This window comes from Sphingomonas sp. SUN019 (assembly GCF_024758705.1).
Lineage (GTDB): Bacteria > Pseudomonadota > Alphaproteobacteria > Sphingomonadales > Sphingomonadaceae > Sphingomonas.
In genome coordinates, this window is sequence record NZ_CP096971.1 from 2,100,397 (window position 1) to 2,117,499 (window position 17,103).

Annotated in this window: 11 protein-coding genes; 5 read left to right on the plus strand and 6 right to left on the minus strand. The window is 66.1% G+C overall.

Translation table 11 applies throughout. From position 1 onward, the window contains the following. Positions 1-28 precede the first annotated feature (28 nt). Positions 29-3,013 (minus strand): TonB-dependent receptor, encoded by a 2,985-nt coding sequence (locus tag M0208_RS10105; protein WP_258891576.1) that lies wholly within the window; start codon positions 3,011-3,013, stop codon positions 29-31. 300 nt (positions 3,014-3,313) lie between these two features. Between M0208_RS10105 and M0208_RS10110 the strand changes: the two genes are divergently transcribed. Beyond that, positions 3,314-4,618: a sugar MFS transporter gene (locus M0208_RS10110; protein ID WP_408988088.1), complete on the plus strand. Its 1,305-nt coding sequence runs from the start codon at positions 3,314-3,316 to the stop codon at positions 4,616-4,618. Between the two features lie 36 nt (positions 4,619-4,654). On the opposite strand, the gene M0208_RS10115 is transcribed toward M0208_RS10110, so the two are convergent. Both M0208_RS10115 and M0208_RS10120 read right to left on the minus strand, forming a co-directional pair. Continuing rightward, positions 4,655-6,097: a glucoamylase family protein gene (locus tag M0208_RS10115; protein ID WP_258891577.1), complete on the minus strand. Its 1,443-nt coding sequence runs from the start codon at positions 6,095-6,097 to the stop codon at positions 4,655-4,657. A 23-nt stretch (positions 6,098-6,120) separates the two neighbouring features. After that, entirely contained in the window at positions 6,121-7,098 is a 978-nt protein-coding gene (locus tag M0208_RS10120; protein ID WP_258891578.1) for a LacI family DNA-binding transcriptional regulator, read from the minus strand. 137 nt (positions 7,099-7,235) lie between these two features. Here M0208_RS10120 and bglX point away from each other — a divergent pair, with 137 nt between their 5' ends. Next, positions 7,236-9,518: a beta-glucosidase BglX gene (gene bglX / locus M0208_RS10125; protein WP_258891579.1), complete on the plus strand. Its 2,283-nt coding sequence runs from the start codon at positions 7,236-7,238 to the stop codon at positions 9,516-9,518. A gap of 180 nt (positions 9,519-9,698) precedes the next feature. On the opposite strand, the gene M0208_RS10130 is transcribed toward bglX, so the two are convergent. Genes M0208_RS10130 through M0208_RS10140 form a run of 3 tightly spaced genes read right to left on the minus strand, consistent with a single transcriptional unit; the run spans position 9,699 to position 14,646 of the window. After that, positions 9,699-11,021 carry an MFS transporter gene (locus M0208_RS10130; RefSeq protein ID WP_258891580.1) on the minus strand — a complete coding sequence of 441 codons (1,323 nt, stop codon included), beginning with the start codon at positions 11,019-11,021 and terminating at the stop codon, positions 9,699-9,701. After that, positions 11,018-13,393: a TIM-barrel domain-containing protein gene (locus tag M0208_RS10135; protein WP_258891581.1), complete on the minus strand. Its 2,376-nt coding sequence runs from the start codon at positions 13,391-13,393 to the stop codon at positions 11,018-11,020. The genes M0208_RS10130 and M0208_RS10135 overlap by 4 nt, the downstream gene beginning before the upstream one ends. A 50-nt stretch (positions 13,394-13,443) precedes the next feature. Continuing rightward, entirely contained in the window at positions 13,444-14,646 is a 1,203-nt protein-coding gene (locus M0208_RS10140; protein WP_258891582.1) for a cation:proton antiporter, read from the minus strand. 53 nt (positions 14,647-14,699) lie between these two features. On the opposite strand from M0208_RS10140, the gene M0208_RS10145 reads away from it, so the two are divergent. From M0208_RS10145 to M0208_RS10155, 3 genes are read left to right on the plus strand one after another with little or no spacing between them, the layout of a single operon-like run. Further along, complete coding sequence (locus tag M0208_RS10145) at positions 14,700-15,461, plus strand: LamB/YcsF family protein (protein WP_258891583.1); 762 nt, start codon at positions 14,700-14,702, stop codon at positions 15,459-15,461. Continuing rightward, positions 15,458-16,087, plus strand: a complete 630-nt coding sequence (locus tag M0208_RS10150; RefSeq protein ID WP_258891584.1) for an allophanate hydrolase subunit 1 — start codon at positions 15,458-15,460, stop codon at positions 16,085-16,087. The genes M0208_RS10145 and M0208_RS10150 overlap by 4 nt, the downstream gene beginning before the upstream one ends. Then, positions 16,084-17,085 carry a biotin-dependent carboxyltransferase family protein gene (locus tag M0208_RS10155; protein WP_258891585.1) on the plus strand — a complete coding sequence of 334 codons (1,002 nt, stop codon included), beginning with the start codon at positions 16,084-16,086 and terminating at the stop codon, positions 17,083-17,085. The genes M0208_RS10150 and M0208_RS10155 overlap by 4 nt, the downstream gene beginning before the upstream one ends. Positions 17,086-17,103: the final 18 nt, after the last annotated feature.

Consider the following 17,103-nt stretch of genomic DNA (forward strand, 5'->3'; position numbering starts at 1 on the left):
CGCGTGCCGGGATGGCCGATCGGTCACGTCAGAAACGATACCCGAGGCGGAACTGGATACGCCGCGGCAGAGTGATCGTGCTGGTGCCGATCTCGGTCCGGATCAGCGGATCGGTCGCACTGAAGAACCCGTCGAAGCCGCTGAAGTTCTTGTTGTTGAAAGCGTTCAGCAGATCGACCGCCGCTTCGATTTCGTGACCGCTGTCGCCGCCGAACGGCTTGAACTTGTTGGCGAGCGTCAGGTTCACCTCGCAGAATGCGAAGACGCCCTTGATGCAGTTCTTGATCGGATAATAGGTCGTCGGCAGCGCTGCGCCGCTGTCCGTGCCACGCGTACCGTCGGTCACGGTATAGGCCTGACCGCTGCCCAGCGTCGTAAGCGTGGAGAACTGGAAACCCAGCGGCAGGTCGACGATGCCGGACAGGACGACGCGGTGACGTTCGTCGCCGGGGCTGTTGCGCCAGCCGTAACCATCGGGGGTCAGGCCATCCAGGCTGAACAGGTCGCCGCCGTTCTTTTCGGCCTTGCCGAGGGTATAGGCGATATTCAGGCCCCACCCGCTGGATTTGCTGTAGTTTTTGTCGAGCGTGAAATACAGCGCCTTGTAGCGCGTATCGAGCCCGTCGAACCCGATGATGACGTTCGAATAACCATTGGCGATGGCGGATGCAGTGTTGCAGCAGCCCCCCAGTCCGTTGTTCTGCCGCGTGGCGAACAGGTTGGTGTAACCGTTGCGGCCGCGCTGGTACGATGCGGTCAGCGACGCCTGGAAAATGCCGACCTTCTGGCGGACGCCAAGGCTGGCCTGGTCATTGACCGGGGGCTTCGCATCGTTCTTCACCGCGAACAATTCCGGCAGCCCGACTTCGGGATTGGAATTGATCAGCGCCAGCAGGCCGTCGCGGGTCAGATACGAAGGATTGAACGCGATAGTCGGCTGGTTGTTGCGCGGCGCACCCGTTGCGGAGAACCGGAACACGCCGATCGGGTTGATCGTCCTGCTGAGTTCGTCGACCGTGTTGTTGAAGTTGTTGCGGTCGTAATAGCGTCCGACCCCGCCAAAGATCACCGTCGACTGATCGTCGTTGATGTCATACGAAAACCCCAGCCGCGGTGCGAACGCATATTCGAAGGGCGATCGATTGTTGCCGTTGGTGATGTAGTTTTCGGGATCGAAATAGAATGTCGACGGCAGCGACCGCAGCGCCGCGGCTGCACGGGTAGGCGTCACATAGTCGTTGTTGAACCCGTTGAACTCGTAATCGTACCGGACGCCGATGTTCAGTTGCAACCGGTCGGTGACGTCCCAATCGTCCTGGATGTAGAATCCTAGCTGCGTGTTGGACCCGAAGATGCGCCCGTTGCCAAGGCCAAGACGCGCTTCGGCCGGAAAGGTGAAATTCGTGTCGTCGGTCGGATCGTTCGGGGTGCCGGAATCAGCGTTGGTGAAGGTATAGCGCGGCTGAATGAACGACTGGTTGTTGAATTCGATATCGGTCACTTCGACGCGAGCGCCCGCCTTGATCGAATGATTGTCCGACGCCTGCCATGTGACGTCGTCGCGAATGGTATAGCTTTGCTGAACTTCGCGACGGGTCGAATCCTTGCCACCGAACGTGATTACGCCCTGGTACTGGAACTGCGGCAGATCGGGGTTGAGCGACGTCGGATTGAACTTGTAGTTCAGATAGTTGACGTTGAATTCGTTGACGAAATTTTCGCCTGAATAGGTCCATTTGAACAGATACGTGTCGATCGTGTTGATCTTGTTCTCGGCCGCGGAAAACGCGGTTTCCCCGCCGAACCCCTGGATGTCGGTTTCCTGACGGCGGCTGAACGACAGGTCGAAAACCTGGTTCGAATCCGGGGTGAAGGTAAGTTTGCCGAAATAGAAGTCGCCCCGGAACGGGCTGACGAAGGCACCTTCGAAGTCACTCACCTGCCGCCCCGTGATCGCGGCGAAGTCGGCGCGCTGGGCGGCCGTGGCGTTCGACTGGACGTTGAACGCGCGGTCCTGGTCATTGCCTTCATAGGTCGCGAAGAAGAACAATTTGTCCTTTATGATCGGCCCGCCCAGCGCCACGCCATATTGCTTGCGTTCGAACGCGGGCTCAGGGTTGTTGTTGCGTTTGTCGAAAAAGGCCTTCTGCGTCAGCGACTTGTCGGTGTACTGACCGAATACCTCGCCATGAAATTCGTTGGTGCCCGATTTCGTGACCGACGTGATGATCGCCGACCCGGCCTGTTCGTATTCGGCTTTGTAATTCTGCGTCAGGACGCGGAATTCCTGCACCGCCAGCTGTCCGAACGGGTTGCCGCGGCTGTTCTGCTGCCCCGCCACGCCGCCTTCGCGCAACTTGTTCTTCAGGCTGACGCCGTCGACGAACACATTGACCTGGCTGGCGGTCGATCCGCCCGCCGAGAAGCTCTTGTCGGTTTCGCTGTCGTTGTAGCGCACGCCCGGCGCGAGCGCTGCGAACGACAGGAAGTTGCGGTCGGTCTGCGGCAGCGTGCGGATCTGTTCCTGGCTGACGTTGGTGGCGACCTCGCTGGTCTTGGTTTCGACCAGGCGCGTGCCGGTGACGACGATGTCGCCCGCGACCTCCTCGGCCGGCACGCCGGATTCGGCGGGTGCAGCCGCCGCGGCCAGCACCGCGTTGATCGTCGCCGCCTGGCCGATCCCGACCACCACCCGCTGCGCGAATGTCTCACCGTTCGGTCCGGTCACCGTCACGTCATACGCGGCGGGTCGCAGGCCGTTCAGCAGGAATGACCCGCGCGCGTCGCTGGTCGCGCGAAACGTCTGGTTATTGGCCTTGTTCACCGCGGTCACGGTCGCGCCCGCAACCGGCGCACCGGCGGCATCGCGCGCCTGGCCGCGCAGCGACGCGGTGGTCGTCTGGGCCGACACGGCGACGGGCGCGATCGTCGCGACGCCGAACGCCAGCGCCGACATGCCTAGCGCCAGCGCGGAACGGCGGGCTTCTCCACGAACAATGTCATTGAACTTCATGGGGAAACCCCTCCTTGGATTGTCGACGCTCCCCCGCTTTCCGGGCCGTCACGGGCGGCCGTGAGCCGATCATTCGACTCGCGAGGTTTCGGTAACCGCTTACAGCCGCGCGTAACCGGTTACAACGCATGAGCCGCGCGCGGACTGATTGCTGCGCGACTGTTGCCAATTTACCGCGTGGGACGGACGGACGGCAACGGCGGCCGCTCGCATCGGCTGTAACGCAGTTACATCTGCCCTTGCCGCCAATCCGGTGTTAGGCCGGGCGTCAAGAACAGGTTTCGCAGGGAGTGGATGTTCATGGCGATGGCGCCGAGTCCGGTCGATACGCATTCGACCCATGCCGCACAGGGTGACGCTGCGCACGGTTACGACGCGCCCGACCTGCGCTGGTTCGTGTTCGCGTTGTTCTTCATCTTCGGCGGCATCACCAGCCTGAACGACGTGATCATCCCGAAGCTGAAGGAGCTGTTCACGCTCACGCACTTCACGTCGCAATTGGTCAATTCGGCGTTCTTCTTCGCCTACGCGCTGTTCTCGTTGCCCGCCGCCGCGGTCGTGCGCCGCTTCGGCTACATGCGCACCGCCTCGATCGGACTGGTGACGATGACCGCGGGATGCCTGTTGTTCATTCCCGCCTCGTCGTCGGCGACATTCGGAATGTTCCTGTTCGCGTTGTTCGTGCTCGGCGCGGGGATCACCGTGGTTCAGGTCGTCGCGAACCCGCTGATCTCGCTGCTCGGCCCGCCGAAGACCGCGCACAGCCGTCTGACCTTTGCGCAGGCGTTCAATTCGCTCGGCACGACGATCTTCCCGCGCGTGGGGTCCACGCTGATCCTCGGCGGGCTGGCGACGGTCAGCGCAGCGACTCTGTCGGGTGCCGCGCTGGATGCGTACCGGGTCGAGGCATCGCGCGCGATCGTCCACACCTATCTTGGCCTCGCGGTCGCGCTGCTGGTGATCGCGGGCGTCGTGTGGACGCGGCGGAACCGGCTGCAGGAAGAACAGGAGGAGAGCCGCAGCATCTTCCATCCGCTGACCCTGCTGTCGCGCCCGCGCTTCGCGATGGGGACGGCGTGCATCTTCCTTTATGTCGGCGCGGAGGTCGCGATCGGATCGCTGATCGTCAGCTATCTGATGCAGGCGAACGTGTGGAACGTGACCGATCAATATGCCGGCAACCACGTTTTCTATTACTGGGGCGGCGCGCTGGTCGGACGCTTCATCGGGTCCGCGGTGCTGCGCGTGGTGTCGCCGGGCAAGGTGCTGATGGCGGTCGCGGCGGGATCGATCACGCTGATCTTGATATCCGCCAACACGACCGGCGCGGTCTCGGGCTGGGCATTGCTGGCGATCGGGCTGATGAACTCGATCATGTTCCCGACGATCTTCAGCCTGGCGTCCGAAGGCCTGGGGAAGCGCGCGGCGGAAGGATCGGGCGTGATCGCGACTGCGATCGTCGGCGGCGCGGTCATCCCGCCGCTGACGGGCGCGCTGGCCGATGCGAGCGGGCTGCACTTCGCGCTGGTCCTGCCCGCGATCTGCTACGCGCTGATCGCCGCGTTCGGGCTGTATGCGCGCAAGCCTGCGCCCGAGATTGAGTAAGCCGGTACGGGGCGGCAGGCACGCCGCCCCGCTATCTCACTTCTGGTCGAGCCACCCGCCGGTGAAGCCCGCGCGTTGCAGGCCGCGGCGGATCACCGGCGACTTGCGCATCACCTTCCACACGAAATCGCTGCGATAGTTCGCCGCCTGCAGCAGGATCGGCCCTTGGTCGATGCCGAGATAATCGCTCGCCACCCAGCCGTTCGCGGCGTCGACCGTCCCGGTTTCCAGCTTCTTTTCAGAGTAGCGGAAACTCGGGTTGAACGCGTCCAGGAAGCCGTATTGCTGATACAGCCCGGGCACGCGCAGCAACGCCTCGGCCGCGGGTATGCAGATCTCGGGCGCGAACGGCAGCGACCCCAGCGCCGCGGTCGGCGCGATCGTGCCGTCGTCGCGCTCGTCCGGCTGACCCAGCGGCCCACGCGCGGAATAACCGTAGAACGTCCGCGTCTCGCCCCCTGACCGATTTGGGAACGGCAGCTTGTAATTCCCCGGCCCGTCGCACGCGGTCAGCCCCCAGATATCGCGCGAATAGCCCTCCCAGCCCATCGGATTGGCCATGCAATAAGCGCGATTGGCGAATGTCGCGCGGCGGCTGTTCTCGAAATAATCGAACCCCGCCCCGCGCATCACGACATCGCGGATGCCGCGGAAATCGATCCACACATGGCTGTACTGGTGGCCGAACATCGGCGCGAAGGCCAAATGCCGCGTCGCCCCCTCGCCACGCCAGAACCGCGGGTACGGCGCGGTCCAGGCGTTCCACGCGCCATCGGGCAGCGGATAGCGCGTCGAGCCGAGCCCGAGCAGCACGACCATCATCCCCTCGTTATATCCGTCCCAGCTGCGTTCGATGAAGCCCTTCTTCGGATCCCAGCCCATCGACACGACCGGCCGCTTGTTCAGGAACCACGGCCATTCGGCGCGCCCGACCAGATCGTTCGCGACGTCGCGGATCTCGATCTCGGCCGGATCGTCGCCTTCCCAGTAAGACGCCGCGAACAGCATCCCGAAGTGCATCAGCGTGGTGTCGACGCTCGACAGTTCAGTGTCGCGATACCGCAAGCCCGTTTTCATATCGAGAAAGTGGTAGAAGAACCCGCGCTGCCCCGACACGCCGCTGCGCCCGTCCCCCTGCGGCAGGCTGGCGAAGAATTTCAGCGTCGTCAGCGTCAGGTCGCGCGCCTCCTCACGCTTCGCCCAGCCGCGCTCGACGCCGACCGCATAGGCCGTCAGCGCAAATCCGACCGCGGCGATGCTGCAGAACGGCGGGTTGGGGGTCCGATCGGGCACCAGCCCGTTCGCGCGGTTCACGTTGTTCCAGAACCAGCGGAAAGTACGTTCCTCGATATCGGCGTAGAAATCGGGGAGCTTGTCCTTGCCCGCCGTCGCGCCGGCGCCGGTGGTGGCGCAACCCGGCAGGCCAGCACCGGCGACGGCAAGCGCGGAACTGGCGATCAGCGTGCGGCGGTCGATCATGTGCTTTTTCCCGTTCATGGCTGTCACGTCGTCGCGCGGACGATCAGTTCGGGGACGACCAGTTCGGTCGCCGCCTCGCCGGACCGCCCCTCCAGCGCATCGATCAGCCGCGCCGCGGCGCGCCCGCCGATCTCATCCATCTTCACCCGCATCGTGGTCAGCGACAGGAACCGCGCGATCGGCACGTCGTCGAACCCGGCCAGCATGATGTCACCGGGTATCGCGCGTCCGGCGGCGCGCAGTATCTGGTACGCGCCCAACGCCATCATGTCGTTGGCGGCGAAGATCGCGTCGACCGGCGCAGCGTCCGCCAAAAGTTCGGCCGTCGCACGTTCGCCCGATTCTTCCGAGAAATCGCCGGCGGCCAGGCGGCCGGTGACGCCGTCGTGCCGCGCGATTCCGGCCTCGAAACCTTCGCAGCGTTCCTGCGCGTCGAGATTGCCGGTGGGCCCGGCGATATGGACGATCGTTCGTGCGCCGCGCTCGACCAGATGGTCGACCATCGCTGCCGCCCCGTCATGGTTGCCGATCCGGAACGCCGCCCGCCCGCTGCCTTCGGGGCTGTTGATCAGCACCACCGGCAGGCTCTGCGGGAGCGTTTCGGCAAGATCTTCGGACGCGATCTGCGGCGCCATCACGACCAGCCCGTCGACGCGGCCACGCATCGCGCGCATCGCCTGCCCCGCGCGCTCGATCTCGGCGTGCATGTTCGACAGCAGCAATTGATAACCGCGCGCGCTGGCCTCGCGATCCAGCCCGCGGACGATTTCGGAAAAGAATTCGCCGTGCAGGTCGGGCAGCACCACCCCGATCGCGTGTGTCCGAGCCATACTGAGACTCCGCGCGCCAGCATGCGGCACGTAGCCGAGCGACTTGGCCGCCGCGAACACCTTCGCGCGCGTGTCGGGATGGACGTTGGCCAGCCCGTTCAGTGCGCGCGACACCGACGCGACCGACACCTCGGCGCGGCGTGCGACATCGCGGATCGTGGCGTCGCCCATCCTTTTCTCCCGACGCCTCTCCCGGCGTACAAAAACTTACACGAACATGGATTGCCACGACCGCCAATTGCGTTCTACGTAACCGGTTACAGCGGCGGGTCAACGCCGAAACTTTAAGTTCTCGGGGAGAGCGATCAATGTCCGACATCACCATTTCGCGCCGCGCCGCGCTGCTCGGCGCGGGCACGATCGCCGCCTGGGCCGCCAGCCCCGCGCGCGCCTTGCTGCGCACCGTCGATACCGCCGCCGTCCCCGCATCGGTCGACGCGCTGATCGCAAAGATGACCCTGGAGGAAAAGGCCGGACAGCTGACGCTGAACGCCTCCGCGTGGGGCGGCGGTGTCGCGACGACGCTCAATCCAGCGGGCAATGGTCCCAATTTCGACGCGCAATTGGCCGATGCGGTCGCGGGCAAGCTGACCGGCGTGTTCAACGGCAACGGCGCGGTGATGGCGCAGCGGATGCAGACCGCGGTGATGAAAGGGTCGCGGCTGAAGATTCCGCTGATCTTCGCCGCCGACGTGATCCACGGCCACCGCACCATCTTCCCCGTGCCGGTCGGCGAAGCGGCCAGCTTCGAACCCGAACTCGCGCGCCGCACCGCGCGCGTCGCGGCGTTCGAGGCGGCGGGTTCGGGGATCGACTGGACCTTCTTCCCGATGGTCGACATCGCGCGCGACCAGCGCTGGGGCCGCACGATGGAGGGCGCAGGCGAGGATGTCCGTGTCGGTGAATTGTTCGCCGCGGCGCGCGTGAAGGGATTCCAGGGCGACGACCTGACCGCAAACGACGCGATGATGGCCTGCGTCAAGCATTTCGCGGCCTATGGCGCGGCCGAGGCTGGGCTCGACTACAACACGGTCGACGTGTCCGAACGCACGCTGCGCGAAGTCTATCTGCCGCCGTACAAGGCCGGGTTCGACGCGGGCGCGCTGTCGGCGATGGCGTCGTTCAACGAGATTTCGGGCGTGCCCTCGCACGGCAATCCGTGGCTGATGAAGACGCTGCTGCGCGACGAATGGGGCTTCAAGGGCTTCGTCGTCGGCGATTACACCGGCGACGAGGAGATGATCGCGCACGGTTTCGCCAAGGATGGCCGCGACGCGGCGCGGATCGCCTTCATGGCCGGCGTCGACATGGCGATGCAGAGCAATCTGTATTTCCTCCATCTGCCGGGGCTGGTGCGCGATGGGCAGGTGCCGGTCGCGACGCTCGACGAATCGGTTCGGCGCGTGCTGGCGGTGAAGCACACGCTCGGCCTGTTCGACGATCCGTTCCGCCGCATCGACCTGAAACGCGAAAAGGCGCGCAGCCGCACCAAATCGAGCATCGCGCTGTCGCGTGAGGCCGGACGCAAATCGATCGTCATGCTGAAGAACAACGGCGACCTGTTGCCTTTGCCCAAATCGGGCAAGAAGATCGCGCTGATCGGACCCTTTGCGACCGGACAGCGTGATCTGAACGGTCCGTGGGTCGTCTATGGCGACAATGCGCAGGCGATCGACCTGGCCACCGGCATCGGCGCGGTGCTGCGTGACAAGAGTGCGATGACCGTCACCGCCGGATCGGGCGTCGAGGAACCGCTGGCGGGCGGGATCGAGGCGGCGGTCGCCGCCGCCAACGCGGCCGACATCGTGCTGCTGGCGATCGGTGAAAGCGAAGGGATGTCGGGGGAGGCGCAATCGCGCACCGAGATCACCGTTCCCGCACCACAACAAGCGCTGGCCGAGGCGATCGCCGCGACCGGCAAGCCCGTCGTCGTGATTCTGAAGAACGGCCGCGGCATGGCGCTCGCGGGTGCGGTCCGGAATGCGCCCGCGATCCTGGTCACCTGGTTCCTCGGATCCGAATCGGGCAACGCCACCGCCGATATCCTGTTCGGCGCGCATGGCCCCGAAGCGCGGCTACCGGTCAGCTTCCCGTATGAATCGGGGCAGGAGCCGTATCATTACGATCACAAAGCGACCGGCCGCCCCGCGCCCAACATCAAGGAGCCGTACAAGGCGAAATACCGCACCGCGCTGAATGAGGCGCTGTTCCCGTTCGGCCACGGGCTGACCTATGGCAAGATTGGGTATTCGGCGCTGAACGTCGCCCCGCAGATGGCGTGGAACGGGACGATCGAGGTATCGGCGACGGTCACAAACAGCGGCACCCGCGCCGCGATCGAGGTGGCGCAGCTCTACATCCACGACCGCGTCGGCAGCGTGACCCGCCCGGTGCGCGAACTGAAAGCGTTCAAGAAAGTCTCGCTCGCCCCCGGCGCCAGTGAAACGGTGCGCTTCACGCTCCGCCGCACGGACCTGGAGTTCATCGGGCTGGAACTGAAGCCGACCGTCGAACCCGGCGCGTTCGACGTCTGGATCGCGCCGAGCGCGCAGGCCGAGGGCGCGAAGGGGACGTTCGAATTGGTGGCTTAGACTTGAACGCCATCTGATAGGCCATCTCGCAAATCCTCCACTGCAAGGGGAGGTGGCTCGCGTAGCGAGACGGAGGGGTTTCGCGTTCTCGATAAGGTGACATTCCTCCGGCGCTCCGCGCCACCTCCCCTTCCAGGGGAGGATTTTCGTTTGTCGAACCTGATCGCTTTCGAACCTGCGCTATGCCTCCAATTCGGCAACGATACGGTCGTGCGCGCCCTTGCGCATCGGGTTCAGCCACATCAGCCACGCCGACAGCGCCAGGAACGCCAGCGGGGCGAGGGCGATCGTCGCGCGCATTCCCGCCAATGTCGCTGATCCTTGTGCGACGTTGGCGGTATAGCCCGAGCTGCCGAAGCCAATGCCGAGGATCACCGTCGCCACGCCGATCGCGACGCGCTGCAACAGCGCGGCAAGTCCGAACACCATGCCCTCCACGCGCAGCCCGGTGTCGCGCTGGCCCCATTCGATCGTGTCGGGCAGCAATGCCCAGAAGGCGAAGTGCAGACCGACGATCGCGACCTGCAGGCCGATCAGCAGCACCTGCATCGGATGCGCCGCCGCGATGCCGAGACCCGCGAACAGCAGCAATCCGCCCGCGCACGCGCCGCTGGCGATGAACCACACCGCGCGCGCGCCGGTGAAGCGTGCGATCAGCATCCACAGCGGCACCGCGACCGCGCTGGTGGCCATCATCGCGGCCAGCGCCAATTGCCCCGCGGCCTCATCGCGCACCGCATATTTGAAGAAATACAGCACCGATTTGTTGAGGATCGTCACCGCGACGATCATCGCCATCATCGCCCCCGCCAGCGTCACAAACGCATGGTTGCGCGCCAGGCTGGACAGACAGGCCAGCACCGATGGGCGCGGCGCATCGTCGACCGGGGCTGCATCGCGGAAGGTCGCGCCGACGTAGAGCAGGATGACGGTCGCGACCGCGGCGAACAGCATCGCGGCGAACAAATACGCACGAGGGCCGGCGATTCCCGCGAGCATCGTACCCACCGGCACCGTCCCCATCGCCACCACCACCGCAGCGCCCGTGCCCGCGAGCATCCTGAGGCCCGCGACCAGCGCCCGATCACGGCTGTCCGCGCTGATCCGCGCCGACATCGCCAGATACGGCACGTTGACCAAAGCGTAAGCGGTGCGGAACAGCAGATGTCCGCCGAGCACGAACGCCACCCCCGCCACGCCCGCGACCGGCGGCGGCATATAGGCGATGACGAACGCCAGACCCAACGGCGCAGCCCCGATCAGCAGCGCCAGCCGGTAATGCCGCGCCGACCCGCGCCGGTCCGCGATCACGCCGACGACGAAGCTCGCCACGCCGTCCCACACCGACGCCGCGAGATAGATGGCGGCGGCCAGCTCCATCCCGATCGCCAGCGCATCGGTATAATAGAACAACAGGTAGAGCATGACGCTCTGCCAGTAGAGATTGAACGCAAAGTCCCCGAAGGCGAATGCCGCCAGCCGCAGCGTCCCCGGCCGCTTCATCGAATCTCCAGCCGCGCCGCCTGCGCCTGATCGGGGATCGTCACCGTCGTCGCGCCACCGGCGAAGGCCGCCTCGACCGCCTTTCCACCCAGTGTCGCGCGACCCGCGCGGGTGCGGCCGTGGACGACGACCGCCATCTCGCGCCACCACGGCGAGTAAGTTCCCTCGCGCTGGGCGAAGTCGATCGTCACGCGCCCGCCGCCGACGCTGCATCTGACCTGCTGGCGCAAGAACCCGCCGCGCACGAACGCCATCGTCTTGCCGTCGTCGGCGTACAGTTCGCCCGCGCAGTCCGCACCCGGATAAACGTGCAACTCGATCGGTCCCGCAGGCGTCTCGCTAGTGCTCTGCGTCACCGCCTGCCGCGGCAGGATGCTCCCGGCGCGAACATACACCGGCAGCGTGTCGAGCCGCGGCGTCACGTCGATCGTCGCGGCATCGACCCGCGCGCCGTTCCAGTAATCATACCATCCGCCCGCGGGCAGGCACACCTTGTAGCTTTGCGGCGATTCAGGCTTCGGGTTCGACGCGACCAGCAGCTTCGCGCCCAAAGTGAACGCCATCGACTGATCGCACGGGGCCGCCAGCGCGCCGGGATAATCGTAGAATACCGGCCGCATGATCGGATCGCCGGTCCGCGCATTCGCCTCCGCCAGCGCATAGAGATATGGCATCAGCCGGTAACGTTCCTCGATCGCCTTGCGCCGCAGCGCCAGATGCACCGGCCCGTCGACCCACGGCTCGGCGCGCGGCGTGTCCTTGGCGGCGTGCGCGCGGAAGACCGGGGTGAACGCGCCGATCTGAATCCATTTCGTCAGCAGATCCGCGCTCGGACCGCCGGTGAACCCGCCGACGTCGGCCGCGCTGTAGGAAAAGCCCGACAGCCCCAAGTTCAGCAATTGCTGCACCGACAGTTTCAGATGATCCCAACTCGCGTTGTTGTCGCCGGTCCACGTCACCGCATATTTCTGTCCCCCCGCATAAGTCGCACGCGTCATCACGAAGGCGCGGTCGTTGGGGCGCAATTTCTTCAACCCCTCGTACGTCGCGCGCGTATTCTCCATGCCATAGATGTTGTGGACCTCGGCATGGGTCGCGTCGCGGGGTGCGAAATCGTCGGTCGCGATGCGGTGGCGTACGTCCAGCGGCATCGTTTTCGATGGCGTCTCGAAGATCGCAGGTTCGTTCATGTCGTTCCAGAAGCCCGCGATGCCGGTATCGACGAAGCCCTTGAACAACCCGCCCCACCAGTCGCGCGTGGTCGCGTTCGTGAAATCGGGAAACACCGACGGCCCCGGCCAGACCGGCGCGACATAGGTCGATCCGTCGGCGTTGCGCAGGAAATGCCCGCCCGCGACGCCGCTGTCATACGGCGCATAGCCCTGCCGCGGCGCGCTGGCGACGTGGAGGTCGACGATCGCGACCAGTTTCACGCCGGTCGCATCAAGGTTCTGCGCCAGCCCTTTCAGATCGGGAAACGCCTTTTCGTTCACGGTGAACGGCCGGTTGCGGTCCTGATAATCGATGTCGAGCCAGATCACGTCGGTCGGCACGCGGTCAGCGCGCAGCCGTGTCGCGATCCCCTTCACCTCATCCGCGGTCATGTAGCTGTAGCGCGACTGCTGGAATCCCAGCGCCCATTTTGGCACCAGCGGGGCCTTGCCGGTCAGGTCGGTATAACGCCGCACGACCTCTGCAGTCGACGGTCCCGCGATCAGATAATAATCGACCGGGCCATCCGCCGCGCCGAACGCCAGCACATTCTCCTCGCGCCGTCCGAAATCGAACCAGCTACGGAAACTGTTGTCGAGGAACACGCCGTAGCTTCCCCCCGCCCCGCCGACGCCGATGAAGAACGGGATCGTCTTGTAGAGCGGATCGGTGCTGCTCGAGAATCCGAACTGGTCGGTGTTCCAGCCGGTGAAGCTGCCGCCGCGGCGATCGAGCGCGCCGGTCTTGTCGCCCAGCCCGAAATAATGTTCCGCCGCGGGCATCGCCTTGCGTAACGTGAAACCGCGCCCGTCCTGCGCCATCGGTCGCGCGTCATCAGCGACGATCGTCTTGCCGCTCTTGTCGTACAACTTCACCGCCAGCGTCGCGGGATCGACCGCCACGCGGACGCTGGCGGTGGAGAATCCGTCGCGCGTCGCGGTCGTCGCCACGCGGTTCGCGCGGGTCTCATGCGCCACCGCCCAGCTCGCATCCTCGGGAAACGTGCCGTCCTGCGCGATGCGGATGCGGAGGATCTGGTCGGTCAGCGCGTCGATCCGCAGCGCCGTCGCGCCCGACCGCGCCTGATAGTCAGCCGCCTCGGCGACACCCGCGACCATCATCGCCCACGCGGCCAACAAAAGCCGTATCCAATTCCGCATGATCCGCTCCCGACCGCCGTAACCGCTTACAGCGCTCTTGCCTCTAAGCGTCAATGCGTCTGGCGGATCAATCCTTCCATCCGCTTCAGCCGCGGCGCGACGATCGGCGTGGTCAGCATCGTGCTCAGCACCGCCATCAGCAGCAACGCCGTGAACGTCTCCGCGCTGATGACCTGCCGATCGAGCAGGATGTTGGCGAAGATGATCATGATCAGCGCCTTCGTCTGCAGCAACCAGCCAATCAGCGTCGCCTCGCCCTTGCCCCACCCGAGGATGCGCCCGGCCAGATGCACGCCCGCCAGCTTCCCCGCGACCGACGCGGCCAGCAGCAGCAGCGCCGCGCCGATCACCGCCGTGCCGCCCATCTCCCAATTGGTGCGCAGCCCGGTCGACAGGAAGAATACCGGCATCACCGCCAGCAGGATGTGGTCGCGGAAAAGGTCCATCCGTGGCTGATCGAACCATTTCGAATCGAGCACCGCCCCGGCTAGGAACGCGCCGACCATGAAATGCAGTCCCGCCCAGTCCGCCGCCAGTCCGGCGGCCGCGAGCCAGATCAGCCCGACATACCAGCGATCGCGCTCGGCGAGGCGCACCATCAGCCAGCGCATCGCCGCCGCGGCCGCCGCAAACGCGATAAGGAACCCCGCCTGTCGCTCGACCCGCTCCCAATCGAGCAAGATCAACGCGAGCACGCCCCAGATCGCAACATCGTCCAGACTGGCGTAGCGCAGGATGCGCTGCCCGATCGGCGCGCGCAGGATCGCCATCTTCTCCATCAGCAGCACCAGGATCGGCAGCGCGGTGACCGCGCACGCCATGCCGATCCCCAGCACCACCTGCCACGTCTGTCCGTTCGCCCCCGCCCATCCGTTTCGCCACGAAAGCATCAGCAGCGCCGCGCCGCACCCGAACAGGAGCGGCACGAACAGGGCGAGCCCCGCGGTCACGCCGGTCTCTCGCCGCCGCGCCCACGCCTGGCTGATGTCCAGTTCGATCCCCGCGATCCACACGAATATCATCACCGCCCACCACGCGACGCCGTTCAGCGCGGTGATGACCTGCGGGTTGAACACCGCCTTGTGCCATTCGGGCAGCAACGCGCCGAGCACGCCCGGCCCCAGCAGCACGCCGCCGACGATCTGCACGACGACCAGCGGCATCCAGTAATCGGTGCGCAGCACGCGCCACACCAGATACGGCACGCTGAACACGATCAGCATCGCGATCAGGAAAAGTTCGGTCGTCGTCATCGTACCCCCGCGGCGGGATTTCGCGCGGGCGAGCCGCGCTGTAAAGCCGTGTCATGCGAACGATCGATCTGAATGCCGATCTGGGCGAAGGGTACGGCCCGTGGACGATGGGCGACGACGCGGCGATGCTCGCCATCGTCACCAGCGCCAACGTCGCGTGCGGCGGCCATGCGAGCGATCCCGAGACGATGTTCCGCACGCTGGTGCTGGCGAAGGATCGCGGCATCGTCGTCGGGGCGCATCCGAGCTATCCCGATCTGGCGGGTTTCGGGCGGCGACGGTTGCCCTGCCCGCCCGCCGAGATCGAACGCTTCGTCGCAGGCCAGGTCGGCGCGCTGATCGCGATCGGCGCGTTGGCGGGGCATCCGGTGCGCTATGTGAAGCCGCATGGCGCGCTGGCGAATGTGGCGAGCGAGGATCGCGGCGTCGCGGATGCGATCCTGAAGGCGGTGCACGCGGTCGATCCGGCCCTCGCGATCTTGGCCATCTCGGGCACGGTGCTGGAGCAGGCGGCGCGCGAGCGCGGGACGCGCGTGTTCAGCGAAGTATTCGCCGACCGCGGCTATACATCAGAGGGCAACCTCGTCCCGCGCAGCGAACCCGGCGCGCTGATCCACGATTCCGGTGAGGCGGCAGACCGGCTGATCGCCTTCCTCGACAGCGGACGGATGCCGACGGCCGACGGCGGCAGCGTCGATCTGGCGGTCGATTCGGTCTGCATCCACGGGGACAGCCCATCCGCGGCGGCGATGGCGGCGGCGGTGCGCGATCGGCTGACCAAACACGGCGTAACCCTCGCGCCGTTCCTGCGATGACGCCCGTCATCCGGCCGGTCGGCGACACCGCCTTGCTGGTCGATTTCGCGAATGCAGCGGACGCCTTCGCGCGCGTCGTCGCGCTCGACCGTTCGCTCGCGGCGGATGCGCCCGCGGGGATGATCGAGGCGGTCCCCGCGACCACGACATTGTTGGTCGTGTATGACCCCTTCGCGACCCGTCCCACCGACCTCGCGCCGCTACTGCACGACAGGTTGGAGCGCGCGAGTGACGCCCCGGTCGAGGGCGCAGAACATATCGTTCGGGTCAGCTATGACGGTCCCGATCTCGCAGCGGTCGCCGAACGGACCGGCTTGAGCAGCGCGGACGTCGCGGCGCAGCACGCGGCGGGCACGTACCATGTCGCCAATTACGGCTTTGCGCCGGGCTATGCCTATCTCGGCGGCGTGCCCGACGCGCTGCATTTGCCACGCAAGACCGCCGCGGTGCGCGGGCATCCGGTCGGCAGCGTGATGATCGCCGGCGCGCAATGCCTGATCACGACGCTCATTATGCCGACCGGCTGGTGGGTGATCGGCCACACCGATTTCCGCGTGCTGGACGCCAACGCGGAAAAGCCGTTCCGCTTCGATCCCGGCGATCGCGTGCGGTTCGCGGCGGCATGACCGCGCGACTCAGGATCGAACGCGCCGGGCCGTTGACGACGGTGCAGGACGTAGGGCGGCCGGGCTTCCGACGCTACGGCGTTCCGCCCTCCGGTCCGGTCGACCGCCTCGCCTTCGCCGCCGCGCAGGCTGCGGTCGGCAATGGCCCGGACGCAGCGGGGCTTGAACTGTCGCTCGGCGGGCTGACACTGGTGTGCGAGGACGGCGCGGTCGACATCGTACTGACCGGCGGCGATTTCGCGGTCGACCTCGATAATGCGCCGCTCGGAAGCTGGACCACCGCGACGTTCGAACCGGGAATGCGCCTGCGCATCCGCGACGGCGCGCACGGGAACTGGGCGTATCTCGCCTTCGCAGGCGATCTCGTCGCGCCGTCATGGCTCGGCAGCCGCGCCACGCATCTGCTCGCCGATCTTGGCGGAGGCCGTCTGACCGATGGTGCGACCCTCGAAATCGAGCACCCGCGCGCCGGATCGGGTAGCATCGCCCTCCCCATCCCGCCCACCGCCGCGCCGATCGAGACCGCGCGCATAGTTATCGGACCGCAGGAGCGGTACTTCGCCGCCAAGACGATCGCGCGCCTGACGGCCGAACCCTTCACCGCCACCGCGCGGTTCGATCGGATGGGCCTCGTCCTCGACGGTCCGCCGCTAACCCCGACCAGTATCGACATGCCGAGCGAACCCGCGATCCGCGGCGCGTTGCAGGTCGACGGCGACGGTCGCGTGAGCCTGTTGTCGGCCGATCACCAGACCACCGGCGGCTATCCGCGCATCGCGGTGGTCATCGACGGTGACGTCGACCGCGTCGCGCAACTGCGCGCCGGAAGCGCCATTCGCTTCGAGGCGATCGACGCGGATGCCGCGGTCGATCTGGCGCGCCGATCTGCCGCCACCCGGACGCGCTATCTAAAAGAAGTGGCGGGTGCGCGCGGGACATCGCCGTCGCTGCTGACCACCAACCTGATCGGCGGCGTGATCGACGCGCTTGATCCATAAGTCTTTCTTGTGGCTCAC